Raw genomic sequence first — 23,990 nt, forward strand, 5'->3', positions numbered from 1 at the left:
CTCCCTTGCGGCTCTGGCGTCTTGTCTGGCGTTCGGTGAGATCACGCCGTCAGCTCCAACGTGTGCACCGTGAACTCCTCCAAGAGGTCAGGGATGGGCTCGACACCGAATCCAGGTCCGCGTGGCACCGCCACTGCCCCGGCCTCCATGACAACCGGCTCGGTGATGTCAAGTTGGTAGAAGCGGTCCGATGCCGAGATGTCGCCCGGCAGCGTGAAACCGGGGAGCCCGGCCAGCGCGGCATTGGCCGATCGACCGATTCCTGTCTCCAGCATGCCTCCGCACCACACGGCGACACCGCTGGCCGCTGCGAGATCATGGATCCGTACGGCCTCGAGGTATCCCCCGACCCGTCCGGGCTTGATGTTGATGACGCTCGCGGCGCCCAATGCGATCGCGTCGGCGGCCGACTGCGCCGACACGATCGACTCGTCGAGACAGATCGGCGTCGCGACCTGACGGGCGAGCAACGCGTGCTGGCGCAGATCCTCCTCCGCGAGCGGCTGCTCGATCAGCAGCAGGTCGAACGGATCGAGTCTGCGCAGAACGGGCACATCGGAGAGCCGGTAGGCGGCGTTGGCGTCGACCTGCAGGGCGATATCTCCGAACCGTTCCCGGACCGCCTTGACCGGTTCGACGTCCCATCCGGGGCGGATCTTGAGCTTGATCCGTTCATAGCCCTGACCAACGAAGTCTTCGACGACCGCCAGCAGGTCTGGCACAGAGGTCTCGATCCCGACGCTGACGCCTGAGGGGACAGTTGTCCGCGTAACACCCAAGTGGTCGGCGAACGATGTCCCGGCGGCTCGCAGCTGTACGTCCAGGACCGCCATCTCCAGTGCTGCTTTGGCCATACGGTGCCCCACGACATGGCTGACCATCGGGCCGACGGACTGGGCCGTCACCACATTTCCCGCAGTTTGCGAGGCGAACAACGCCGGCACGAGGAACCGCTCCAAGGCTTCGCGGGCACCATCGAGGTACTCGGGCGAGTAGAAGGGCTCCTTCAGCGCGACGCACTCGCCCCACCCGGTCACGGCACGGCCACCGATCGACGCGGTGAGACGGATCAGCAAGGGATACCGCTCGGTCTGGGTCGAGAACGATGTGGTGAATGGATGGACCAATGGCATCCGGACGGTCACCAGGTCGACGCGTTCGATGTGCATTCAAGCTCTTTTCGTGAGGAGGTAGTGTCCGCGGCGGTCGAAATCCACCACGACCCATCCGGAACGGAGGAGGGTGCCGAGCGCATGTCGAAGTCCGACGCGCCACTCGGCGGCGAGGTCGGGATCGTCCCGGCGCATGACCTCGATGTCGGACGGGACCTCGACGAAACAGTGCTGCGCGTCCCGTGCCTCGTCGAGGTCGAGGACCGGCCGTCCGCGCTCGGACCGGAGGACGGTGACGCCGGGATCAGCGACCGTTTGTGTGTCGACGTCTGTCGCATCCAGATGCCATGCGACCAGGAGCCGATCGCTGTGCTGGCCCTGGTTGAGGCCGTCTTTCATGCTCCCGTAGAAGTCTGGGAAATAGGCCACCACTTCGCACCGCAGCTTGTGGACGTTGAAGTATCCGTTGCGGGCCACCAAGGGGTCATAGGTCCAGGTCACTCGCGTGATACCGCGATCCAGACACCAGTCCCTCTGGTGCAGTTTCAGGGACTTGCCCAGTCCACTGCCTGCAGCGTCCGCGCGAACACCTGCGATATGCGAGTGCAACGCGTTGTCATGCGGAGGATGGAAGAAGCCGACGCACATGGCCAACAGCTCTCGCCCGCGGTAGGCGCCCGCCACATAGTTGCCGGCGTGTGCGAGAGCCATGAGCAGTTCCGGGCTGACATGCGAGTGCGCATTGTCGACCTCCCAGATCTGGGCCGCGAGAGCGGAGGCCGCTTCCATCTCCTCTGGACCGTGCAGGAGCCGGATCTCCACCTCGGACGGACCGGAATGGGCGGTCATGACTTCACCTCCTTCAGGAAGCGGGCCCCTATGTACATTCCTCCGGGCACCACACGCAGCTGCTCCCAACCAGCAAGATCGGGCGTCGTGAATGCGTAGACGTCGGGGGTCGTCGACGGGTAGAGAGTCACGGTTGTCGGACTCGCCGGAGGCGCCCCGTGGACAATGCCCATCAAATCGGTCATCGTCAGCTCGAGCCGTTCTCCCATGGGGCGTACCTGCGCTCGCATACCCGCACAGATCCACGTACCTTCCACCGGCGCAGGTGTCCGCGCGTGATCGGCACGGACACGAGGCGGCAGAATGCTCCCGTCGATCGACGACGCGATGTCGGAGAACAGCTCCGTGTACAGACCGTCCGCCCTGCCGCCCGTCGTCAGCAGCGCCACGGCATAGCCAGCATCGGGGAACAGTCGCAAATAGGCGCGTTGACCGATCGTGCCACCGTCGTGACCATAGGCGAAGGTTCCGCCCCAGTCCTCGAGGAACCACCCCAGACCCCACCCGTCCTTCGTGACCACGCTCTCGCTGAGGTCCACGTTCTCCTCGGTCATGAGGGCAGCACTTTCGGCCGAAAGAATTCGTCCCCCATCGGGCGTCACCCCTGCACGCAGAGCAGTCTCGGCAAAGGTGAGCAGGTCTCCGACACTTGCGGTGATCAGGCCGGCCGGTCCCATCGAGCGAGCGATCGACCATTGCGGGACCGGCACCGGCGTATCGCCGTCGAGGGTGTGGCCAGTCGCCGCGGCGAATCTGGCCGCCTCGTCCGAAGACGCAATCGTGTGCTTGAGGCCCATCGGCTCGATCAGGTAGCGCCGAACGGCTTCCTCCCACGTCATGTCCCGCAGGACCTCCACGATCCGTCCCGCGATGACGAACGCCGAGTTGCAGTAGGAGAATCGCTCACCCGAGGGATACAGGTGTTCCACCGAGGCCAGCTGATCGACGTACAACCGAACGCAGTCGCAGCCCTGCCCGGTGTCTGTGAAGACGTCTCCGTCGATCCCGCTGGTGTGATTGAGCAGCGCTCGTACCGTTACGTCAGGCGTGGGCGAGTCCGCAAGGGTGAAGTCCGGCAGGACATCTCGGACCCGACCTTCGAGGTTCAGCAAGCCCTCCTCGACGAGCTGCATCACGAGCATCGTCGTCCACACCTTCGTGATCGACCCGATCTGGAAGACCGCGTCGTCGATCACCGGCTCCCCCGTCGAGGCATCCAATAGCCCGGAGCCGACCGTCACACGGTCGAACGGCACCCCGTTCTCGGTGAGCTGCACGATCCCGAGTTGGGCGCCCACCACCGCGTGCCTCTTTCGCAGCAGGTCGAGCCGGCGTTGCCAGTAGGTACGACCGCGAGGCGCCGGGGAGAGGGCGGACGGCCTCGGCGAGCTCCGTACGTTCAGCTCGACCCACTCCACGACCCTGGCGTGATAGTCGATCCGATGATCGATTGGTCCGTCGGCGATGAAGAGATGGCCTCCGCTCGGGTAGACCACCAGACGGGTCGGCACTCCCTGGTGGCGGAGCGCTGAGAACCACTCCTGGGCCTGATCCACTGGGCAGGTGTGGTCCTCATCCCCGTGCAGCACGAGGGTGGGGGTGCTCACTTGAGCCACTCGCGAGATCGGTGAAGCCTCAGCCAGCCGCGCTGTGTCAGTGGGAGGCACGCCTACGGCCAAGGACGAGAAGTATCCCTCGGGTATCTGCTGCACCGCCACGGCCACGAAGTCGCAGATCAGCCCACCGGCCACAGCTGCGGCAAATCTGTCGGTGTGCGTGGTCAAGGCGCACGTCGTGATGCCGCCATAGCTGTATCCCGTGACGGCGAGCCGATCTGCGTCGGCCACGCCTTCGGCAACCAGCTGGTCGATCGGCTCGAGGAAGTCCTGGAGATCGACTCGACCCCAGCCACCATTCACCGCCTGGTAGAAGTCCTCGCCGTAACCATCCGATCCCCGCGGATTGATCATCAGCACGCGCCATCCTCGCGCCACCAGGAGCTGCTGGTAGAGGTGGATCTCGTCCGCGACCCCCGACCATGCGTTGTGGGGGCCGCCGTGCACATCGAGGATGAGGGGTGCAGCCCCGGTCGCACCTTCAGCCTCCATGAGCCAGCCATGCACGACTGTTCCGTCGCTGATCTGGAACTGTCGCGGCTGAGGCCGGTACAACTCGACATCGGCGAGTGACTCGTCCTTCAACGCCGTCATGACCCGGACTTCGCCGGATACCAGGTCGACGATTGCCACTTCGGCGAATGATTCCTGCGTTGTCAGCACTACCGCCGCACGGGACGCATTCGCGGAAACAGACAGCGCCGAGACCACCTGGTGTGGCTGCGCGACGACGCCTCGTGGAGCCTGACCGTCCAGTCCCACGCTGTAGAGATGGGTCCATCCCTGGTCACGTACACAGAAGATGATGTGCAACCCATCGGGAGTCAATGCCGGACGTCCGCCCGGGTAGCCCGTCGAGCCGGGCATCACGTTGCGGTCGATACCGGCAGTGAGATCGTCGTCGGGACGGCCATCGCGGTGCAGCCTCAACAGGTGCGCGTGACCATCGTCGGCCGACTTCGATCCCACCGCGATGACGGACTCGCCGTCGGGAGACCAGATCACCGGACCACCGAGTCCTGTCGCGTCACCGAACCTCTCGACAGGTGCCAGCGGATCGTCAACCTCGACGGAACAGGCACGACGTTGAAGCGTCACGTCTGCGCGCGGATCCAGGCCCGCGATGAACGCGATACGTACTCCGTCGGGCGACCACGCCGGATCGTTGACGTCGTAGTCGCCGTCGGTGATCTGTCGTACTCCTCGAGTTGCCAGGTCGAGCACGAACAGGTGCCGACGGATACCTGTCCACCCCACTCCGTCGACCAGCTGGTCGAGTGTGTCGACGACGATCGGCGCGTGCTGCTGTGTTGGATCCGTGCCGACGGACGAGACGAAGGCGACACGGCTGCCGTCTGGACTCGGCACGGCAGGACCGGCTCCCGTCGAACCCGTTGTCAGCTGAATCGGCTCTCCCCGCCGCGGGAGCAGGTGCAGCTGCGGGACGTCGGCCACATCTCGGAGGAAGAAGATGCCCGAAGGTGCCGACACCGGGGCACGGTCGGTGCCTGTCTGAGTCAGCGGACGGGCATCGCCGCCTTCACTCACCTCCCACAACGACGTGACGCTACGCCCGGACATGACCTCACGCCTGGTGAAGACCACCGAGGTGCCATCGGCCGAGATCGCTGTCTCGGGGACGGTCACAATCCTGCGGACATCGTCGAGACCGAACGGTCGGGTGGTCATCTGCTGGCTCCTTCGCCGAAGATTGGCATGCCGATGCGCGGGACGGCCGCGACCAGCTCTTGTGTGTAGGGATGCTGGGGGTTGTCGATCACGGAGACTGCCCGCCCCGCTTCGACGATCACGCCGTCCTTCATGACGGCGATGTCGTCGCAGAGCTGACGGACGACGGCGAGGTTGTGACTGATGAACAGCACGGTCAGGTCGAGCTGTCGCTGAACCCGAGTCAGCAAGTTGAGAACCGTCCCCTGCACGGAGACGTCCAGCGCGGAGGTGATTTCGTCTGCCAGCAGCACCTGTGGATCGGCCGCGAGCGCACGGGCGATCGAGACCCGCTGACGCTGTCCTCCCGACAACTGCGCGGGCAGGTCACCGGCACGGGCCGGATCCAGCTCGACAAGCTGCAGCAACTCGGAGACCTCGGAACGTCGAGCGGTGCGGTTGCGTCCGGCGGACCTGCCGCGCACAGCGATGGCCTCCTCAATCGACGCCCCGATCGACATCCGCGGATCAAGGCATGAGTTCGCGTCCTGGAAGACCATCTGCACCCGGCGGCGCGCAACTGCCGTCTTGCCACGTGCGCCGACGACATCGACCCCGTCGACAAGGATCCGGCCAGAGCGCGGCTCCTGAAGGCCGACCGCAGCACGGGCCAACGTCGACTTGCCGGAGCCCGACTCGCCCACCAGGCCGACCATTCGTCCGCTCGGCACGACCAGGTTCACGTCACGCACGACGTCGTGGGAGGAACGGCCCGAGCCGTACCGGACCCAGACGTTCTCAAAGGCCAGGCTCGTCACGATATTTCCCCTGCTCGGTCGTCGGGGAACACAGTCCCCTCGCTGATGGTGGCGAACTCGGTGCCCGGTTCGGCGTCCAGACGGGGCACGGCAGCCATGAGCGCACGCGTGTACTGGTGGGTTGCCCGGCCGGCGGTGAGGTCCTCGACGCTGATGTCTTCGACCATCGACCCTCGGTACATCACCAGGACGCGGGTGCAGAACGACGAGACGAGGGAGATGTCGTGTGACACCAACATGACTGCCGTCCCGTGCTCCTGATTGACCTCTTGCAATAACGCGAGGACCTCGCGCTGCACCGTGACGTCGAGCGCAGTCGTGGGCTCGTCAGCGATGACGAGCGCGGGCTCGCACATGAGGCCCATGGCGATCATGGCGCGCTGCCGCATCCCTCCCGAGAACTGGTGGGGATACTGGCGGGCGCGGCGTTCGGGATCAGAGATCCTGACAGCCGCCAGCTTGTCGACAGCGCGTCGACGCGCTTGCCGTCGGTCAAGCCCTCCATGCAGCAACCCGATCTCCGCGACCTGCGTGCCGACGTGGAGTGCCGGGTTGAGCGAGGTGGACGGATCCTGGAAGACGAATGCCATGCGCGTGCCGAGGTGAGTTGCAAGACCCTTGGTCCTTCGGGCACCGCGCGGGCGTCCGCCCACCGGCAGCTCGGCGCCTTCGAACCGTACCGAGGAGGCGGAGACGCTCAAGGGATGCTCAAGAAGACACGCCACGGCCATGCACGTGAGCGACTTCCCGGAGCCCGACTCCCCGACGATGCCGACGATCTCACCACGCCCGATGTCAAAGCTGACATTGCTGACCGGAGTGGACCAGCCGTCGCCCCGTGGCGCCTCGATGCTGAGCCCACGCACGGAGAGCACTGGATCGTCGCTGACGTGATGCGGCTGCTCCGCAGGTGCCGGGCTTCGCCCTGACGACGCCCGCTTCTTGTTGCGGCCCGAAGGCCGATGAACTCCCAGGCCCCGCGCCAACGTCTCGCCCACCAACGCGAAGGTGACGCCCGCCAGCACGATGGCAGCGCCCAGTCCCAGTGACGCGGCGGGGTTGACGTAGATCGCATCCAAGCTCTCGCCGAGCAGTCGCCCCCAGTCGTACTTCGGTGCCTGAACGCCGAGACCGAGGAAGGACAGCCCGGTTGCGGCGACAAGTGCCGTGCCGGCCCCGATGCTCGCGTTGACGATCAGCGGATCACGCACGTTGGGTAGGACATGTCGCAGGAGGACGCGTGTGCGACCGACCCCCAGAATGCGCGCTGCCGCCACGAAGTCGCGCCCCGCCACGGAGGCCCCCAGGGTCTGGGTCAGGCGGGCATAGGCCGGCGCCATCGCCAGACCGATCGCCATGCTGACTCCGAACGCCCCGGCACCGAAGATGATCGACACCACGATCGCGAGCAAGAGCGCGGGAAAGGCGAGGGCGACCCCGATGATTCCGTTGACGAGGTTGCCGAGCCGACGCGGTGCAACCACCGGCAGCAGTCCGAGGGCCACGCCCACCGACACTCCGATCGCAGTCGCCGACACAGCTGCGACAACTGACAGCCTGGTCGCACTCAGAATTCGCGCCATGACGTCCCGGCCGCCGGCATCGGTCCCGAGCAGATGATCTGCACTCGGCTTTGCCGACAGTTGGCCGAGGTCGGCCTCTCGTGCGGCATCACCCCAAAGAATGGGCCCGAACACTGCGAAGAACACGAGAGTCAGCAAGCCGATGCAAGCCGCTATCCCGATCGGGGAACGCAGAGCGACCCACATCGGGTGTCGCCGATCTCTGACGATCTTTCCGGTCGTCAGCTCTGATACGACGGCGGTCTGGACTGCGTTCGGGTCGAGCATGGTCATCAGCTGTCCTTGAGCGCTGAGCGGGGATCGACGCACACCAAGGCGACATCGATCAGGAGATTGGCGATCAGGACGATCAGCCCGTAGACGATGACGATGCCCTGCGCCAGCGGAAAGTCCTTGCTGCGTACAGCGTCCACGATCGTGAGTCCAAGACCGGGCCAGGAGAAGATCGTCTCGACGAGCACAGTTCCTGCGATCAGGGAGCCGAGCACGATTCCGCCGACCGTGAGCGAAGAGGTCAGGAGATTCGGAAGTGCATGCCGCAGATACAAGCGGGCGCCCGACATCCGTTTGGCCCGGGCCGTCCTGATGTAGTCCTGATCGAACACCGTGAGAGCTTCGACCCGCACGATCCTGGACATGCCCGCGCTGACTCCGATCGACAGTGCCAGGACCGGCAGCACGTATGAGCTTGGTCCGTCACGACCGGCGACCGGCAGAAGCTGGGTCTGCACTGCGAACAGGTACACGAGCCCGACGCCGATGAGGAACTCCGGTACGACTGCGAACAGCCCGCTGACTGATGTGTACGCCAGATCGACAGCTCGTCGGCGTCCGCCACGCGTCAAGGCAGCGACGACGATACCCACCGGGACCGAAACCAACAGAACCACTGCGAGTGACAAGAAGGCGAGTTCCAGTGTCGCCGGCAACCGCTGGTTGATGATGGTTGACACCGGGGTGCTCAGCGAGAATGAGTCACCGAGGTCCCAGGTGAAGAGCCCCTTCCAGAAGCTGCCGTACTGGCTCAACAACGGATCGTTCAGGCCGAGACTCTCACGTCGCGCCTCGACCGCCGCGGCCGACGCGTTGGTTCCGAGCGCATTGCGGACCGGATCTCCGGGAACGAGTCGCACCATGACGAACGCGACTGTCACAAGCGCGACCGCAGACCACACCAGACGCAGGATTCTCCGGACGATGAAGGCAACCAGCGCATTGTCACGGCCGTGCCCGCTCCCCGAGATGCCTGGAGACGGCCCGGCCGCTCCAACGCTCACGACCGCCGGATCAGACGTCACTTCAGGACACGGATCGCGGAGCCCGGGAGCATTCCGCCGATCGGCTGGACGGTCGATGTCGCTCCGTTGAAGTACATCTTGAACGGAGTCACGGACACGGGGATGAGGTCGACGTTTTTGAACAGCGCTTCCTCTGCCTCGGCCCACGTTGCGCACGCAGCGTCGCCGGTCTTGTCCGCGGCACGCGCCACGGCCTGCTCGTAGGCCTTATTGGCCACTGATGCGAAGTTGGTGCCGTTCGGGGCGGTAGGGCCGGTCAAATACTGCGGGAAGATCGCAGGGGTTCCCGACTGCAGGTTCAGTCCGAGCGTTGCCGTCCAGCCGCTGGGGTCCTTCGGTGCGAACGCGCGACCTATGATGAAGTTCTCATCCCCTCCGTCGAGCTTGACCTTGATGCCCAGCTCCTCCCACTTCTTGGCGACGTACTCGGCCGCAGCGCTGCGTGTGTCCGTGCTGTTGTCATACACCAGGGTGATGCTCAAGCCGGTGCCGTCCTTCTCGAGCAGTCCGCCAGATCCCTTGGCGTAGCCGGCAGCCTTCAGACTCTGTCCCGCGGCCGCGGCGTCGTGTTTGGGAAGTGTTTTCGCGAGGGTGTCGTAGGTGCACAAGCTTGGCTGCTCGGTCAACAGAGACGTCGCGCGTTCACCCTTGCCGCCGGTCAGGATGTCGGTCAGCGTGTCAAGGTCGATGGCCTGCGTCAAAGCGGTGCGTACCGCGAGGTCAGCGGTGGGCATCCCCTTCAGATGGTTGTAGACGATCATGCCCGATATCGCCGGCGACGGCTTCGACTTGAGGTTCTTGAGCCGGGCCTCGTCGCTCCCGCTCACCATCGCGGCGTTCAGGCCGCCTGAACGAAGCAGGTTGGCTCGAGTCGACGGACTCGGAACGACTTTGATCACCACGTTCTTCGGCAGACCAGGAGTCTGGCTCGTGCTGCCCATGGGACCCCACGTGTAGTCGTCCCTGCGGGTCAAGGTGATGGAGTCGCCTGCGACCACTCGATCGATGACGAACGGACCGGTGCCGTCGCTTCCCGCCGAGACGCTCTTCGGATCCTTGAGCGCCTTGTCGCACACAAGCTGCTGGGCGCCCAGGTCGGACAGCATGAACGGCCTCGGCTTCGAGGTCTCGACGGTGAGAACGTCTCCCTTAGCGGTGACCTTGGCATCAGCCGGCACCACTGACCCCAGACGAGGCGACTCGTTCTTCGGGTCGAGGATCCAGTTCAGGTTGCCAGCGACTGTCTGCGCAGTGAAGGGCGAGCCATCCGCGCACGTGATGTCCGAGCGCAGGGTGTACGTCACCTTGGTCGGGCTCTCAGTCCAGCTCTCCGCAAGGAAGGGTTCAGGCTCGCCGGTCGCAGGATTCTGGTAGATGAGGCTGTCGTAGGAGTACAGGCCGACGGTCTGGGCATTCACCAGGTTGGTCACCAACGGATTGAGGTCACCGGGATCAGAATCCACCGCCACCGAGAACGATCCGTCGGTCGCGAAGTCCTTCCCGCCTCCGCCTGAGTCGGAACTGCTGCAGGCCGCCAAAGTCAGCGAGACAGTCAGGAGGGCCGCAAGGGCCGCGCGTCGTTTCATGTGAGTCCGCCTTGGCTAAATCGAGGTGTCACGTCCGATTCATACATTCGTCCATCACCTCTGGGCCACTCATCGTTCACCTGTCCAACAAATACCGAATGGCCTTGGACACATGACCAGGCAGCCCGCGTGGTCGCGCGATCCCCTCTAGGAAGAGCGCTGGCCCGCCGAAAGCCTCAGTTGCAGGAGTAGCCCGAAGCGGACGTCAGGATCGCTGAGGTCGACCTCGGCAATCGAGGCCAGTCGGTCAAGTCGGTAGCGGAACGTGTTCTTGTGAACATGAATCGCTCGGGCCGCTGCCACGACGTCGCCGAAGTGCTCGAGCCAGGTCTGAAGCGTCAGCGTCAGGTGGGTGCCATGTGCCGTGTCGTACTCCCGAAGAGCTTCGAGCGGGCCGCCGAACTCGATGTGGTCCGTCACGATCGAGTCGCCGATTCGAAGCATGAGGGCGTCCACCTGGACGTCGGCGAAACGTGCGACCCTCCCGTCCTCACGGGCACGAGAACGGACGACCCTCAGCGCGGTTTCGGCATTACGTTTCGAAATGTGCAGATCACTGATGTCGCCGACGATGTCACCGAGGCCGGCGCAGAATTTAGTTGTCGTGTCGAGGCGCGCGATGAACTCGGACGCCAGATTCTCCACAGCGGTTCTCGTGTGAGCATCATCGGCCCGGAGGGGCACCACGGCGTAGACGACGCTCCCGAGCTGAGCTGCAATGGCTCTCGGGAAGACCGGGCGCAAGTTCATGCGCAGCGCCGACGCCGCCTTCTGGACATCGGCGGCCACACGCACCTCGTCAGCGGCATCCAATGGCCCGAACGCGATGACGCACGCCGGCGAGGTCCCGATCGCGAGTTGCTGCGCGGCCTCGCGCGCGGTGAGCCCACCCTCGAGAAGCATCGAGGCCATCGACTCGGCCAGACGTTGAGAAGCGTCTGCGCTGACCCGGGCACGCAACATGGCCAAGGCCACAACTTGCGCGCCCTCGATCATTCCCTGCTCTCGCTCGGACGTGAGTGGTTTCGAGACGACGGCCCAGATCGATCCCAGGACCTCATCCCCCGCCTGAACCCTCATCGCGACTCTGGGAAGAGTGTTGGGCGCCGGGTTCTCCATAAAGATCGGACGTTCCGATCGATAGAGCCGGTGGAACACGCCTCTCTCACGCTGGAAGGAAGTGTAGAACTCGGGTACCTGAAGTCCCAGGATCGTCAAACGGCGAGGTTCGTCCGTCCCGGCCTGATCAGCTGAGAACGCGACGACTCGGGATGAACGGTCCTCAATCGTCACCGGGGCGCCCAGCAACGCAGACAGCGAATTCGCCAGCGTGAACAGGTCACGCCCCGAGTCGACAGCCGCGAACGGCTGTTCCTCCGCTCCGATGTTCAAGGCACCTGCGAGCAACGTCGCCACCTGCACCCACGAGGCCCCACGCACCAGACCGAAGATCGAGATTTGGTGACGTTCTGCCACGCGGGCAACTTCGGCGTCGATCATGACGGGCTCGCGAACGATGAGTGCGGCGGCACCAGCGTCGCCCAGTGACTTCACCAGGCCGGCGAAATCTTCGTCGGCAGCGATCGCCACACCCAGGACGAGTGCGTCAGGCATGATCTCGGGAGGGTCGAGCGGGTCGAAGAGAACTACCGTCGAGATCACCCGGGTGGACTGATGCTTACCCGCCACGAGCGTGAGTAGCGTCGATCCGAGCCTTTCGGTGAGTCGTCCTAGGTCAGTCGCGGTGGAGTAAGGAGCCGACATGGTCCGATAGTACATGTCAGTGCGCACCATTTTGGACGAGTGTACAAGCGCGCGGGAGCCACATTCAGAGACGGTGGGAACATCATCTGGACCGAATTCGGATCCGGTGTCGAGCGTGAGGAGTCAACGTTGAAGGTCTACATATCAGTCGACATGGAGGGCGTAGCAGGCATTGCCACCCTCGATCAGATCCTGCGGGGTGGCTACGGATACGCCCGAGCCCAGGAATTGATGACCGACGAGGCCAACGCCGCTATCGCAGGCTCCTTCGACGCGGGCGCGACCGAAGTCATCGTCAATGATTCTCACGGCACGATGGACAATCTGATCCACGAGCGGCTCGATAGGAGAGCGCGGCTGGTGTTCGGAGCACCCAAGGCGCAGTGCATGGCCGAAGGTCTGACTTCTGACTGTGCTGTAGCCCTGTTCGTCGGATACCACGCGCCGGCAGGAGCGCCTGGTGTCTTGGCCCACACCTTCTCGGCACACTTCGGCGAGGTCAGGATCAACGGGGAACCAGTCTCCGAAGCCGAGGTCAACGCGCTCTACGCGACGTCGTTGGGAGTTCCTGTGGGCCTGGTCACCGGCGATGATGTCATCGGCGAGATTGCGGCCAAGGCCTTCCCCGGCGCCGAGATCGTCACGGTGAAGACGGCACACGGGTTTTCTGCCGCCAACTCCGTCTCCCCCAGCACTTCACGGGACCTGATCCGCGAGAGCGCGGCTCGCGCCGTAGACCATGCGGTGAGCCTGACATGCTCATCACTACCCTCGTCCTTCGATGTCGAGGTGGACATGCCATCACCGCTCGCAGCTGAGCTCGCGGCAAATATCCCCGGGTGCTCTCGCACCGCGGACCGGACCGTGTCGGCGACGGTGAACGATTCCAGCGACGTCATAGGCTTCATCACGGTTCTCTACGAACTCGCTGCCGCGGGCGAACGTACCCGACTCGCCGTGGTCAATCGACGCTGAGCTCGTCCACCAACACCTCGAGAAGGCGGGTCCTCGGGAGGATCCAGGCGATTTCCGCATGCTCATCGCGCGCATGGGCCCCGCCACCGACAGCCCCCAGGCCGTCGAGAGTCGGCACGCCCATGCCCGCTGTGAAGTTGCCGTCCGAAGCACCCCCCACCGAGATGCTCGCGAGCGGCGGATGTCCCAGCTCGATCGCGATCTGCTCAGCACGACGAAACAGTTCCCTCGCCATGGTCTGTTCCATCGGAGGACGGTTGATACCTCCGCTGACCTCGATCCGAGCGCCGTCGATCGCGGGCCTCATTGCGTGTATTGCAGTATCCACTCGATACTGCTCCTCGACGGTGCTCGCACGCACGTCGACCGCGAACCTGGCTGCGGCGGGGACGGTGTTGGCAGATGTGCCTGCACTCATCACCGTCGGTGTCACGGTGGTGCCGCCCTCGACGTCCCCCAACGCAGCGATCGCGAGAACCGCCTCTGCGGCGGCAATCGTTGCGTTGATGCCCTTTTCCGGTTCGAGCCCGCTGTGAGCCGCACGTCCGATGATCTCGACCTCGTAACGGGAAACCCCTTTGCGTCCCGTTTTCAGCGCACCACCCGGTCCGGCCGCCTCCAGGACGAGGGCCGCGACACACCCCCCGGCTTCCTGTTCGATCATGGCTCGCGACGTCGTCGAACCGACTTCCTCGTCGCCGGTCACCAACAACGTCACCCTGTCGAGGGCGTGTGGACCGTGACGTTCGACCAAACGGGCGAGCGCGTGCACGGCCTGAACCAGCCCGAGCTTCATGTCGAAACACCCTGGACCGCGCACTACGCCCTGCGTCTCGGAGTACGGCAGTTCATCCAGCGTCCCGATCGGCCAGACCGTGTCGTGGTGGCACAGGATCAGAACGCGGGGCTGCGCGCCGCGCAGGATGACGTGATGCACGCCGTCCACCGCGATGACCTGCGGCCGACGAGCCAATCGTTCCTCCACGAGGTCCGCGACGCCATGCGCGGAGACGCGGACAGCGTCTAGGTCGGTCGACGGCGACTCGGTTCGGACCAGCCGAGCCAGATCGGCAAGCATGACCCGAAGATCGTCGCCTTCGCCGGAATCGAAATCACCGACATCAGAAATAGGTACGGATCGCATCAAGAACCTCATAGTCGTTTGTCACGAGCGGGATCAGCCGCCACTTGTCGAAAGTCATGCAGTGATGTGAGATGCCGAGGCACATCAATCGCCTACCTGGAGATCTCGATCTCCTCTTAGTCAGTCTCGCCTGTTAACACCCCCTGCGTATCCGTCTGGCTGACCCAGAAACAGCAGCTCGAGTCGGTCTCCCGAACAGCACTCGCGGGTCCGTGGAGCGCCACCCGCGCCGCGTTGGATGTCCGTCAGGAGCACGCCGAGATGTGACATCAGTCGGACCGCCATCGATGTGGCACAAACCGACCCGGTGTCGATGCCTCCATGGGAGACTGGGAACGGGATCACGGGGAGTTGAGGGACTACACCATTGTGCTTGAATCATCGGCTCTGTTCGTAGCGTTCCTCGTGGTCGCATTGACCACGCTGTCCCTGTTCTACTTCGTCACATATCGCTCCACCCGCTCGTCGTATTGCGGCTGGTGGTGTATTGCGTTGGTGCTGTTCCTTGGCGGCTCAACCGCCTACCTCTTGGTGGACTTCGGTCAGCAGCGGTGGGCCAATCCTGTCGGCAATGCCTTGCTCGTCATGGGTGCCGCTTCGATCTGGACTGCGGCTCGCTCCTTGGTGAAACGGCAATCGAGAGCGTGGCTGATCCTCGTGCCGCCGGCGGTGGCGGGCGGAGCAGCAGCGCTGGGCAACCCCGGTTCGGAGCCGTGGGCGGGTGGAAGCGCCTTCCTCTTGATGATGGCCTTGCTGTTCGGCCTCACAGCACGCGAGCTGTGGCCCCATAGCGGTGCCGACGCGCTGACGCAGGGCGCAATGTCTGTGGCCGCAGGCATCGTCAGCGGGTTCTACCTGTGCCGGCTGGTGGTCTTCACGATCACAGGTCCGGACGGGGCGTTCTTCAGGACGTATCTGAACGGGAGCATCGCACTGCTCATCAACCTCATATTGCTGATCGCAGTGTCGTTCAGCATGTCCTTGTTGAGTCAAGAGCAGTCGATCAGAGCTCTGCGTGCCCGGGCGACGCGGGACGGACTGACGGGGCTGCTCAACCGCACCGAATTCTTTGACTTGGCTGCCCAGGAACTACGTCGCACGAAGCCCGACGGCACGGAGATCGTACTCATTCTCGCCGACCTGGATCACTTCAAGAACATCAACGACACATTCGGCCACCTCGCTGGCGACCACGCACTACAGGTATTTGCCGCTGCTTGCACCGATACAGTGCGCTCGACTGATCTGGTGGGTCGCTACGGCGGCGAGGAGTTCGTTTTCCTGCTGACGGGCACCAGCCTGGGCCGGGCCGAGCAGATCACCTCGGAGATAAGCCGTCGGATCCACAGCATGCAACCGCCGGAAGGCGGTCTGCCTACCGTCAGCTACGGCATCGCCTCCAATGCTGACGGCAAGGATCTCAACGGCATGATCGCGGCGGCCGACGACGCCCTCTACCAAGCCAAGATGCGTGGCCGTGATCGCGCAGTCCTCGAGGACCAAGAAGTCCAGATCCTGGTGGTTCGACCCATTGAAAAGGCCATCTGAGGCGCCAAGAGGGTTGGCGCTCACGGCACCAAATGAATAGTGGCCCTGACTGCGTTTCCACAGTTCAGGGCCACTATTCCTCTTGTGTCCGAGGGGGGACTTGAACCCCCACGCCCCTAACAGGGCACTAGCACCTCAAGCTAGCGCGTCTACCATTCCGCCACCCGGACATGCGCTTCTTTGCAGTAGCGCGGTGCAGCACTGAACTCTAACAAACCCCTCGCGAGCAGCTGTCATGGGGATGCTTGTTCTGGCGCTCGATCAGCCGCGTCCCCGCAATGCCAACACTTCGAGCTCATCGAGGGCCTCGTCGACCTCGTCCATGTCGTAGCCACGGCGGAATCGGACCGGCGTGAACAGTGTGTCCCGGATGCGTTCGGCGAGCGCCTCATTGGGCAGCGGACCATCGAGTTCGGCCAGAACATCGTGCAGAAATACTTCAACCTGCACGCGGTCATACCCCTCGGCTAGGCCGGCCAACCGGAACAATGGCTCCGCGAGCGGAACAGTCGATTCAGATGCCATGACGATGGATCCTGCCACAACTGCCGCCAACTCGGCCTAAACGTTTCGGCGCGCCGTGGAACGCGCTAATCCACAGTGTGACCCAGGTCACCCACAGCATGTGAGAAGTTACACACAGGTTTTCCACACCTGTGGACTAACTCTCCACCACACGTTGAGAGTCATAGCTGAGTCGAGATCGCGTGGATCACGAGCCCGGCCAAACCGCCGACCACTGTGCCGTTGATCCGGATGAATTGCAGGTCGCGTCCGACGTGCAGTTCGATCCGATCGGCGGTCTCCTTGCCATCCCAGCGATTGACCGTTGCCGAGATGATCGACGCCACCTCGGTCCCATAGTTGTTGACCGCGTACGCCGCGATGTCGCTGATGGTGGAATCGAGGCGCTGGCTGAGCTGTGGGTCTTCGATCAGCCGATGCCCGAATGCATCCAGCTCTTCCAACGCTCGTCGCCGGAGCAAGCCGTCCTCGTCGGCCAAGGCACCGATCAGTGCCCGCCGCAGAGCGTCCCAGAGCTGCGCCGACGTCTTGATGACCTGTGGCTGGGCCAGCATCCGCTCCTTGAGTCGCTCGAAACGCTGCATCGTGGCCTCGTCGTGCTGCAGGTCTTGCGCGAGCTGGGCCAGCCAGCCGTCGAGAGCGATCCGTGCCTTGTGCTCGGGAGACCGGCTGATCTCAGCGACCCATTCGACAACCTGCTCGTGCACCCAGGTCGCGACCCGCTTATCGACCCACTGCGGTGTCCAGGACGGCGCCCGGTTCTCGATCAGGGCCGCCACCTCGGCCTCGTTGTGACTCAGCCAGCGCGCCAACTCGTCCAGAACCAGGTCGACCAGACCGCGGTGAGCGTCATCGCGCAGAACTTGTTCAAGCAACTGACCCACGACGGGACTCAGCTCTTCCTCCTGCAGCCTCGGGATCAGCGCTTCCTGGATCACGGCGGCGACATCGCTCTCCTTGATGTGCGACAGCGCATCGGCCAGGACCCGGGATCCCTCATGGACGAGGCGTTGGCTATGTCGCTCTGCGATCAGCCACTCCCCGACCCGCTTGCTGACCTGCGCGGTCTGGATCCTCTCCCGGATCACGTCTTCGCGCAAGAAGTTGTCGGCCACGAACTCCTGCAGGCTCTCCCCCAGCGACTCCTTCCGCTTGGGAATGATCGCGGTGTGCGGGATGGGGATCCCGAGCGGATGCCTGAACAGCGCTGTGACGGCGAACCAGTCTGCGATGGCTCCGACCATCGCGGCCTCGGAGCCGGCATTGACGTAGCCGAGCCAACCAGTGTCGTGTTTCCTGGTCAGCACGTAGATGACAGCAGCGAGGATCAGCAGCGATAACGCCAGCGCCCGCATGCGCCGCAAAGCCTTCAATCGGGACGCATCACCGTCTGACATCGCCTCGGGCATCGCAAGGCCAGCAGCCGAAATTGTCGGGGTCACTCGACGACACTATCCACGTTTTGAAGGCCTCGCTCTGCGTACACTTGCGTCCATGAGCTTCAACGAGGGCGCGAACCTCGACACCAGTCAGGTCACCGGCGGCAGCTCGCGCGCGGGTCTTGCGGTCGGGGGCGGCATCGGCGGACTGTTGATCATCCTGATCGGCGCATTCCTCGGAGTCGACCTCAGCGCCATCAACGGAAGCGGCAGCCCGTTCGACACCAGCCAGGTCCAGGCCGGAGGACAGGAGTCGACGACCAGCTTCGAACAATGCAAGACCGGCGCCGACGCCAACCGCGACGACACATGCCGCATCGTCGGGACGGTCAACAGCGTCCAGGCCTACTGGCAAGATGCCCTGCCTGCTGATGTGGGTCGCCAGTACCGCGCCGCCAAGACCGTCATCTACGAAGGTGCGACGCAGTCCCCGTGCGGTACGGCGTCCAACCAGACGGGCCCGTTCTACTGCCCCAGCGATGAACGCATCTACATCGACGCGAGCTTCTTCGACGAACTGACGAGCCGATTCGGCGCCGACAGCGGCGCCTTGGCACAGGAGTACGTCGTCGCGCACGAATACGGCCACCATGTCGAGAACATCCTCGGCTTCCTCGCCAAGGGCCAGGACGGCCGCACGGGTCCCAAGAGCGGCGGTGTCCGCATCGAGCTCATGGCCGACTGCATGGCCGGGGTGTGGGCCAACCACGCCGCGACAACCAAGGACGATGAGGGCAACACGCTGTTGAAGCCGCTGACCAAGGCCGATGTCCAGTCGGCACTGTCCGCCGCCGCAGCCGTCGGCGACGACCACATCCAAGAGTCGCTCGGCGGAGGCAACGTCAACCAGGACTTGTGGACCCACGGTTCCAGCGAATCGCGGCAGAAGTGGTTCCTCGCGGGCTATCAGTCCGGCACCGTCAACTCCTGCGACACTTTCAGCACGGACGACCTGTGATCGGTGTCTGACCGACGTCTCAAGGTCGAGGTCTGGATCGTCCTCGGCCTGTCGCTGGGCGCTTCGGGCGTATACGCCGTCGTCAGCCTGATCCGCAAGGCGACCCTGCCTGGCGGTATCGGCAATCAGACGGCGACGCTCAACTCCTCCCGCGACGACCGTGAGATCTTCGACTTCATCTACCAAGTCCTCGGTATCGGCTTCTCACTGGTAGCGGTCGCGCTGGCGCTGTACCTGCTGTCTCTCGATCGGGACGACAAACCGGTGCTGCAGCGCATCGGCCTGGATCGGTCGCGGGTGGGATTCGACTCCCGCTGGGGCGTTGCGCTGTTCGCTGCGATCGGTATCCCCGGATTGGCGTTCTACTTCATCGGCCGGTGGCTCGGCATCACCGCCGAGATCATCCCCTCGCCGGATGTCGACTACTGGTGGACGATTCCCGTCCTGATCCTCGCCGCGTTCCAGAACGCGATCCTCGAGGAAGTCATCGTCATCGGCTACCTCATGACCAGGCTCAAACAGTTCGGCTGGACGACCGCCGCGACAATCGTGACCGCAGCCGCGCTGCGCGCCAGCTACCACCTGTATCAAGGTGTTGGGGCGGGACTGGGTAACTTTGTCATGGGGCTGGTGTTCGGATACTGGTTCCACCGGACCAAGCGCGTCATGCCGCTGGTCATCGCCCACACATTGCTCGACGTCGTCGCATTCGTGGGATATCTCTTGTTCGCCGATTCGCTTGGACTGAAATGAAAATCGCCTTCGACCCGGGCCTGCCTATCAGCGCCCGTCACGACGACATCGCTGCGGCGATTCGTGACCATCAGGTCGTCGTGATCGCCGGCGAGACGGGCTCGGGAAAGACGACCCAGATACCCAAGATCGCCTACGAGCTGGGACGCCGATCGATCGCGCACACCCAGCCCCGCCGGATCGCTGCCCGATCCGTGGCCAAACGGATCGCCGACGAGTGCGAGGTCGACCTGGGTGCCGAGGTCGGTTACGCCGTGCGTTTCGACGATCAGACCAACGCCGACACCGTGATCAAGCTGGTGACCGACGGCCTCCTACTGGCTGAACTGCAACGCGACCGCATGTTGTCGCGCTACGACACGATCATCATCGACGAGGCGCATGAACGCTCGCTGTCGATCGACTTCCTCCTGGGCTACTTGAAGCAACTGCTCCCCCGTCGCCCCGAGCTCAAAGTCATCATCACGTCGGCGACGATTGACGTCGAACGTTTCGGGGCGATGTTCGATGCACCGATCATCGAAGTCAGTGGACGCACCTTCCCCGTCGAGGTCCGCTACCACCCGATCGAGGAGACCGGCGCCGACAGCGAGCTCGACGCGATCGCGTACGCCGTCTCCGACCTGCCGCTCGAAGGCGACATCTTGGTTTTCTTGTCAGGCGAACGGGAGATCCGGGACGCCGCCGAGTTCCTCGCGGGCAAAAAGTACCCCCGCACCGAGATCCTGCCGCTGTACGGACGGCTCGCCGCCGCGGATCAGCAGAAGATCTTCAGCAGCCACCCCGGACGCCGCATCGTCTTGTCAACCAACGTCGCAGAGACATCGCTGACGGTTCCCGGCATCCGCTACGTCATCGACACCGGCCTGGCCCGTATCTCCCGGTTCAGCCAACGGCTCAAGGTGCAACGGCTTCCGATCGAGCCGATCTCGCAGGCCAGCGCGGCTCAGCGTGCCGGCCGATGTGGCCGCGTCGCCGACGGAATCTGCATCCGGCTGTACTCCGAAGAGGACTTCGACGGTCGTCCCGAGTTCACCGACCCCGAGATCCAGCGCACCAATCTGGCGTCGGTGCTGCTGCAGATGGCATCACTCGATCTCGGCGATATCAAGAACTTCCCGTTCCTCGACCCGCCGGACTCCCGCTCGGTCAGCGATGGGCTCAACCTGCTGTACGAGCTCAATGCCCTCCAAGACGGCAAGCTGACCAAGATCGGCCGGCGTATGTCGACGCTGCCGACGGACCCCCGTTTGGCCCGGATGTTGCTGGCCGCTGACGAACTCGGCTGCCTCGCAGACGTCTTGGTCATCGTGTCGGCGATGTCGATCCAGGACCCGCGCGAACGTCCCCTGGAGATGCAGCAGGCCGCCGATGAGAAGCACTCCCGGTTCCGGGAGCCTGACTCGGACTTCCTGTCGTACCTCACGCTGTGGAAATACATCCGCGAGCGCCGCGACGATCTGTCGAGCTCGGCGTTTCGGCGCATGTGCCGCGACGAATTCCTGCACTATCTGCGTATCCGTGAATGGCACGATGTCCACTCCCAGCTGCGCCGTACCGCGAAGGACCTCGGTCTCAAGCCTGGCAGCAACGGCGCCGATCCCGATCTGATCCACCAGGCGCTGCTGGCGGGATTGTTGTCCCACATCGGCCTGCGCGACGCCGAAGGGCGCGAGTATCTCGGCGCCCGCAATGCCAAGTTCATGATCTTCCCCGGTTCAGGCCTGGCCAAGAAGCCGCCCCGCATGGTCATGGTCGGCGAACTGGTCGAGACCAGCCGGCTCTGGGGTCGCACCGCGGCCAAGATCCAACCCGAATGGGTCGAGGCCGCGGGCGATCACCTGATCAATCGCGTCTACAGCGAGCCGCATTGGTCGACCCGACGTGGCGCGGTCATGGCCCGCGAGAAGCTTCTGCTGTTCGGCATCCCGCTGATCGTCGACCGGCTGGTCCAGTTCGGCAGGATCGACCCGATCGTGTCGCGCGATCTGTTCATCCGGCATGCTCTCGTGCAGGGCGAATGGCGCACGCACCACAAATTCTGGGCCGCCAACCAGAAGATGATCGCGAACGTCGAGGAGCTCGAGGAGCGCCTGCGGCGCCGTGACCTGCGTGTCGACGACGAGACGCTGTACGCGTTCTACGATCAGCGCATCCCGTTGAACGTCGTCTCGACCCGACACTTCGACGCCTGGTGGAAGAAGGCCAAGCACGACCAGCCCGATTTGCTGACGTTCGACCCCGCGATGCTGAGCGATGGACCCGACGGCGCCGAGGACGAGTTCCCGCGCGAATGGCACTCCGACGGCGAGGCCTACCCGCTGACGTACGCCTTCGAACCGGGCATGAGCGATGACGGCGTCACGGTCGATCTGCCGATCGAGCGACTCCTGACCGTCGACGACCGGGCTTTCGACTGGCATGTGCCCGGGCACCGGGTCGAACTTGTCACCGAGCTGATCAGGTCGCTGCCCAAACGGCTACGACGTGAGTTCGTCCCGGCCGGCCAGTTCGCACCCAAACTCGTCGAGGCGCTCGACCCGGCCGCGACCGATATGAGCGAGGAGCTGGCCCGGCAGATGCGTCTGCTCAACGGGACGATCGTCGCGGCCAGCGACTTCGACTTCGCGGCATTGCCCTCGCACCTGCGGGTCACGTTCAGGGTCGTCGAGAACGGCACGGAGCTCGGCCGCGGCAAGGATCTGGCCGAGCTGCGTCGCGAGTTGACCAGCCACCTGCGGGCCGACCTGACCAAGGTCGCCCGCCAAGAAGAGCGCGCTGGGCTCCGCACCTGGGACGTCGGGACGATCGAGCAGTCGATCACCGCCGGCCAGGTGACCGGCTATCCGGCGCTGGTCGACGAAGGCGCATCGGTCGCGCTGCGCATCCTGGACTCCTCCGCCGAGCAGTCGATCGCGATGATCAAAGGACAGGCACGTCTGCTGTCTTACGCCCTGCCGACGCCGGTGCCTCACCTGGGTCGATCGCTCGACCTGCAGTCGAAACTGCTGCTGTCGACCGGTCCGCACAAGGACGCCGCCGCAGTCATTGAGGAGTGCTGGCTGGCCGCGATCGAGACTCTGGTCGTCCGGCATAGCGGGCCCGTCTGGGACGAGGCGACGTTCGGGCTGTTGTACGAGACGGTCCGTGCCGAGGTCTACGGCGAGACCGAACAGGCCGTACACGCAGTCATCGCGACGTTCAGGGCACTAGGCGAGGTGACTCCCCTGCCGCAGACCGAGGCCGGCGAGGACGTCCGCGTCCAGCTGTCGTGGCTGCTGTTCCCCGGATTCATCCGGGAGGCCGGAACGGCCCAGCTCCGGCGTCTGCCACTGTACTTGCAGGCGGCCAGGCGGCGACTGGATTCGCCGCTGACCGATGATCTGGTCGCCACCCAGAACCTGGAGGCCAGATTCCACGAGCGGACCGCTGGGCTCTCGACCTGGGCACGGCTGTCGCCCGAGGTCCAGCACGTCCGCTGGGCATTGGAAGAGCTTCGCCTGAGTCTCCTGGCCCAGACCCTGAAGACCGCGTATCCGGTCTCGGTCAAGAGGCTGACCGCATTGGTCGACGCCCTCTAGGACCCGATGACGCCCAACGCTTGGAGCGCGTTGCCGGCGAGGATCACACCGATGATGCCGAGGACCCAGGCGGTGTTCTCACGTCCGGTCCGCATCATCCAGTCGTTGATCCGCTGCAGGGGCCTCTCGATCACTCCGCCCAGAACCATCCGCATCCCCAGCAGCACCAGGGCCGGCAGGATCATCACGCAGCAATAGCCGACCAGCACCAGCAGCATGACCGGCCAGGCCAGATCGGCAGTTCCGATCAGACCGATCGCGGCCAGGTAGGGCACCATCGAGGCGGCTTCGACCACGGCGGCCATCAGGGCCAGGAGCATCAGACCCCGAGGCGATCCGCTCTCCCCCACGGCCCGTTCCCGCCAGCGGAGCAGACGACCTGAATCGCCCGTGTCCTTGCGCGAGCCGATCCAGATACCTGCCAGCAGCAGCGCGATTCCCAGCCCGGCCTGGGCGATCTGGACCGGCGTCGTCTCCAGCGCGTCGCTGATCTCATCGGAGAACTGGGCCACTCCGGCGACCAGCAACAGCCCCAGCACGAGGTAGAACGCCGCGACCGTCGCCAAGAACACCACGACGCGAGCGGCGCGCAGGCGTCCAGGCGCCGTCAACAACCAGATCGGGATCAGCAGTGTCCCGAAGCTCGTGCTGTCGATCAGCGCCAGCACCGCAAGCGTCCCCAGCAGGGCCAAGGTCATGTCCGAACCCCATCAGTCAAGGTCGTCGGTTGAGGTGCCTCGAAACCGAGCATCGCTGGTTGAGGTGCGTAGGCC

17 protein-coding genes and 1 tRNA gene are annotated in these 23,990 nt (G+C 64.4%); 5 read left to right on the forward strand and 13 right to left on the reverse strand.

What is annotated here, in order from left to right; genetic code table 11:
• Positions 1-41 precede the first annotated feature (41 nt).
• The 8 genes from menC to ACXJKC_RS01165 form a co-directional block, all read right to left on the reverse strand.
• Positions 42-1,169 carry an o-succinylbenzoate synthase gene (gene menC, locus ACXJKC_RS01130; protein ID WP_456694822.1) on the reverse strand — a complete coding sequence of 376 codons (1,128 nt, stop codon included), beginning with the start codon at positions 1,167-1,169 and terminating at the stop codon, positions 42-44.
• The gene (locus tag ACXJKC_RS01135; RefSeq protein ID WP_456694823.1) at positions 1,170-1,961 is read right to left on the reverse strand and encodes a GNAT family N-acetyltransferase; all 792 of its coding nucleotides are present in this window, start codon (positions 1,959-1,961) and stop codon (positions 1,170-1,172) included. It abuts the gene before it with no gap.
• Positions 1,958-5,266 carry a serine hydrolase gene (locus ACXJKC_RS01140; protein ID WP_456694824.1) on the reverse strand — a complete coding sequence of 1,103 codons (3,309 nt, stop codon included), beginning with the start codon at positions 5,264-5,266 and terminating at the stop codon, positions 1,958-1,960. Before ACXJKC_RS01140 ends, ACXJKC_RS01135 begins: the two co-directional genes overlap by 4 nt.
• Complete coding sequence (locus ACXJKC_RS01145; protein WP_456694825.1) at positions 5,263-6,063, reverse strand: ABC transporter ATP-binding protein; 801 nt, start codon at positions 6,061-6,063, stop codon at positions 5,263-5,265. The genes ACXJKC_RS01140 and ACXJKC_RS01145 overlap by 4 nt, the downstream gene beginning before the upstream one ends.
• A complete protein-coding gene (locus ACXJKC_RS01150) occupies positions 6,060-7,919 on the reverse strand; it encodes a dipeptide/oligopeptide/nickel ABC transporter permease/ATP-binding protein (RefSeq protein WP_456694826.1) in 1,860 nt (619 codons plus the stop codon). The genes ACXJKC_RS01145 and ACXJKC_RS01150 overlap by 4 nt, the downstream gene beginning before the upstream one ends.
• On the reverse strand, positions 7,919-8,944 hold the full coding sequence (locus ACXJKC_RS01155; protein WP_456694827.1) for an ABC transporter permease: 1,026 nt from the start codon (positions 8,942-8,944) through the stop codon (positions 7,919-7,921). The genes ACXJKC_RS01150 and ACXJKC_RS01155 overlap by 1 nt, the downstream gene beginning before the upstream one ends.
• On the reverse strand, positions 8,941-10,530 hold the full coding sequence (locus tag ACXJKC_RS01160; protein WP_456694828.1) for an ABC transporter substrate-binding protein: 1,590 nt from the start codon (positions 10,528-10,530) through the stop codon (positions 8,941-8,943). The genes ACXJKC_RS01155 and ACXJKC_RS01160 overlap by 4 nt, the downstream gene beginning before the upstream one ends.
• Positions 10,531-10,677: 147 nt before the next feature.
• Entirely contained in the window at positions 10,678-12,294 is a 1,617-nt protein-coding gene (locus ACXJKC_RS01165; protein WP_456694829.1) for a helix-turn-helix domain-containing protein, read from the reverse strand.
• A gap of 129 nt (positions 12,295-12,423) precedes the next feature.
• On the opposite strand from ACXJKC_RS01165, the gene ACXJKC_RS01170 reads away from it, so the two are divergent.
• On the forward strand, positions 12,424-13,269 hold the full coding sequence (locus ACXJKC_RS01170) for a M55 family metallopeptidase (protein WP_456694830.1): 846 nt from the start codon (positions 12,424-12,426) through the stop codon (positions 13,267-13,269).
• Here the strand turns inward: ACXJKC_RS01170 and ACXJKC_RS01175 are convergent.
• Positions 13,256-14,413 carry a M20/M25/M40 family metallo-hydrolase gene (locus ACXJKC_RS01175; RefSeq protein WP_456694831.1) on the reverse strand — a complete coding sequence of 386 codons (1,158 nt, stop codon included), beginning with the start codon at positions 14,411-14,413 and terminating at the stop codon, positions 13,256-13,258. The genes ACXJKC_RS01170 and ACXJKC_RS01175 overlap by 14 nt on opposite strands.
• Positions 14,414-14,782: 369 nt before the next feature.
• On the opposite strand from ACXJKC_RS01175, the gene ACXJKC_RS01180 reads away from it, so the two are divergent.
• A complete protein-coding gene (locus ACXJKC_RS01180; RefSeq protein WP_456694832.1) occupies positions 14,783-15,961 on the forward strand; it encodes a GGDEF domain-containing protein in 1,179 nt (392 codons plus the stop codon).
• Positions 15,962-16,046: 85 nt separating this feature from the next.
• On the opposite strand, the gene ACXJKC_RS01185 is transcribed toward ACXJKC_RS01180, so the two are convergent.
• The 3 genes from ACXJKC_RS01185 to ACXJKC_RS01195 form a co-directional block, all read right to left on the reverse strand.
• Positions 16,047-16,131 (reverse strand) — tRNA-Leu (locus ACXJKC_RS01185).
• A gap of 91 nt (positions 16,132-16,222) precedes the next feature.
• Positions 16,223-16,486, reverse strand: coding sequence for a DivIVA domain-containing protein (locus ACXJKC_RS01190; RefSeq protein WP_456694833.1), 264 nt, complete (start codon positions 16,484-16,486; stop codon positions 16,223-16,225).
• A gap of 161 nt (positions 16,487-16,647) precedes the next feature.
• The gene (locus ACXJKC_RS01195) at positions 16,648-17,928 is read right to left on the reverse strand and encodes a DUF445 domain-containing protein (RefSeq protein ID WP_456694834.1); all 1,281 of its coding nucleotides are present in this window, start codon (positions 17,926-17,928) and stop codon (positions 16,648-16,650) included.
• Positions 17,929-17,980: 52 nt separating this feature from the next.
• Between ACXJKC_RS01195 and ypfJ the strand changes: the two genes are divergently transcribed.
• The 3 genes from ypfJ to hrpA are packed head-to-tail and all read left to right on the forward strand — an operon-like array spanning position 17,981 to position 23,217.
• Positions 17,981-18,883, forward strand: coding sequence for a KPN_02809 family neutral zinc metallopeptidase (gene ypfJ, locus ACXJKC_RS01200; protein ID WP_456694835.1), 903 nt, complete (start codon positions 17,981-17,983; stop codon positions 18,881-18,883).
• A gap of 3 nt (positions 18,884-18,886) precedes the next feature.
• Complete coding sequence (locus ACXJKC_RS01205; RefSeq protein WP_456694836.1) at positions 18,887-19,636, forward strand: CPBP family intramembrane glutamic endopeptidase; 750 nt, start codon at positions 18,887-18,889, stop codon at positions 19,634-19,636.
• The gene (gene hrpA / locus ACXJKC_RS01210) at positions 19,633-23,217 is read left to right on the forward strand and encodes an ATP-dependent RNA helicase HrpA (protein WP_456694837.1); all 3,585 of its coding nucleotides are present in this window, start codon (positions 19,633-19,635) and stop codon (positions 23,215-23,217) included. The genes ACXJKC_RS01205 and hrpA overlap by 4 nt, the downstream gene beginning before the upstream one ends.
• Here the strand turns inward: hrpA and ACXJKC_RS01215 are convergent.
• Positions 23,214-23,915, reverse strand: coding sequence for a GAP family protein (locus tag ACXJKC_RS01215; RefSeq protein WP_456694838.1), 702 nt, complete (start codon positions 23,913-23,915; stop codon positions 23,214-23,216). The two genes, hrpA and ACXJKC_RS01215, sit on opposite strands and share 4 nt — an antisense overlap.
• Positions 23,916-23,990: the final 75 nt, after the last annotated feature.

This window comes from Aeromicrobium sp. P5_D10 (assembly GCF_054049535.1).

What these genes read in the sequence shown, in the direction of transcription:
- menC (WP_456694822.1), bottom strand. Translation starts at nt 1,169, where the DNA reads ATGCACATCGAACGCGTCGACCTGGTGACCGTCCGGATGCCATTGGTC.
- ACXJKC_RS01215 (WP_456694838.1), bottom strand. Translation starts at nt 23,915, where the DNA reads ATGACCTTGGCCCTGCTGGGGACGCTTGCGGTGCTGGCGCTGATCGAC.
- ACXJKC_RS01140 (WP_456694824.1), bottom strand. Translation starts at nt 5,266, where the DNA reads ATGACCACCCGACCGTTCGGTCTCGACGATGTCCGCAGGATTGTGACC.
- ACXJKC_RS01190 (WP_456694833.1), bottom strand. Translation starts at nt 16,486, where the DNA reads ATGGCATCTGAATCGACTGTTCCGCTCGCGGAGCCATTGTTCCGGTTG.
- ypfJ (WP_456694835.1), top strand. Translation starts at nt 17,981, where the DNA reads ATGAGCTTCAACGAGGGCGCGAACCTCGACACCAGTCAGGTCACCGGC.
- ACXJKC_RS01135 (WP_456694823.1), bottom strand. Translation starts at nt 1,961, where the DNA reads ATGACCGCCCATTCCGGTCCGTCCGAGGTGGAGATCCGGCTCCTGCAC.
- hrpA (WP_456694837.1), top strand. Translation starts at nt 19,633, where the DNA reads ATGAAAATCGCCTTCGACCCGGGCCTGCCTATCAGCGCCCGTCACGAC.
- ACXJKC_RS01160 (WP_456694828.1), bottom strand. Translation starts at nt 10,530, where the DNA reads ATGAAACGACGCGCGGCCCTTGCGGCCCTCCTGACTGTCTCGCTGACT.
- ACXJKC_RS01175 (WP_456694831.1), bottom strand. Translation starts at nt 14,413, where the DNA reads ATGCGATCCGTACCTATTTCTGATGTCGGTGATTTCGATTCCGGCGAA.
- ACXJKC_RS01165 (WP_456694829.1), bottom strand. Translation starts at nt 12,294, where the DNA reads ATGTCGGCTCCTTACTCCACCGCGACTGACCTAGGACGACTCACCGAA.
- ACXJKC_RS01150 (WP_456694826.1), bottom strand. Translation starts at nt 7,919, where the DNA reads ATGACCATGCTCGACCCGAACGCAGTCCAGACCGCCGTCGTATCAGAG.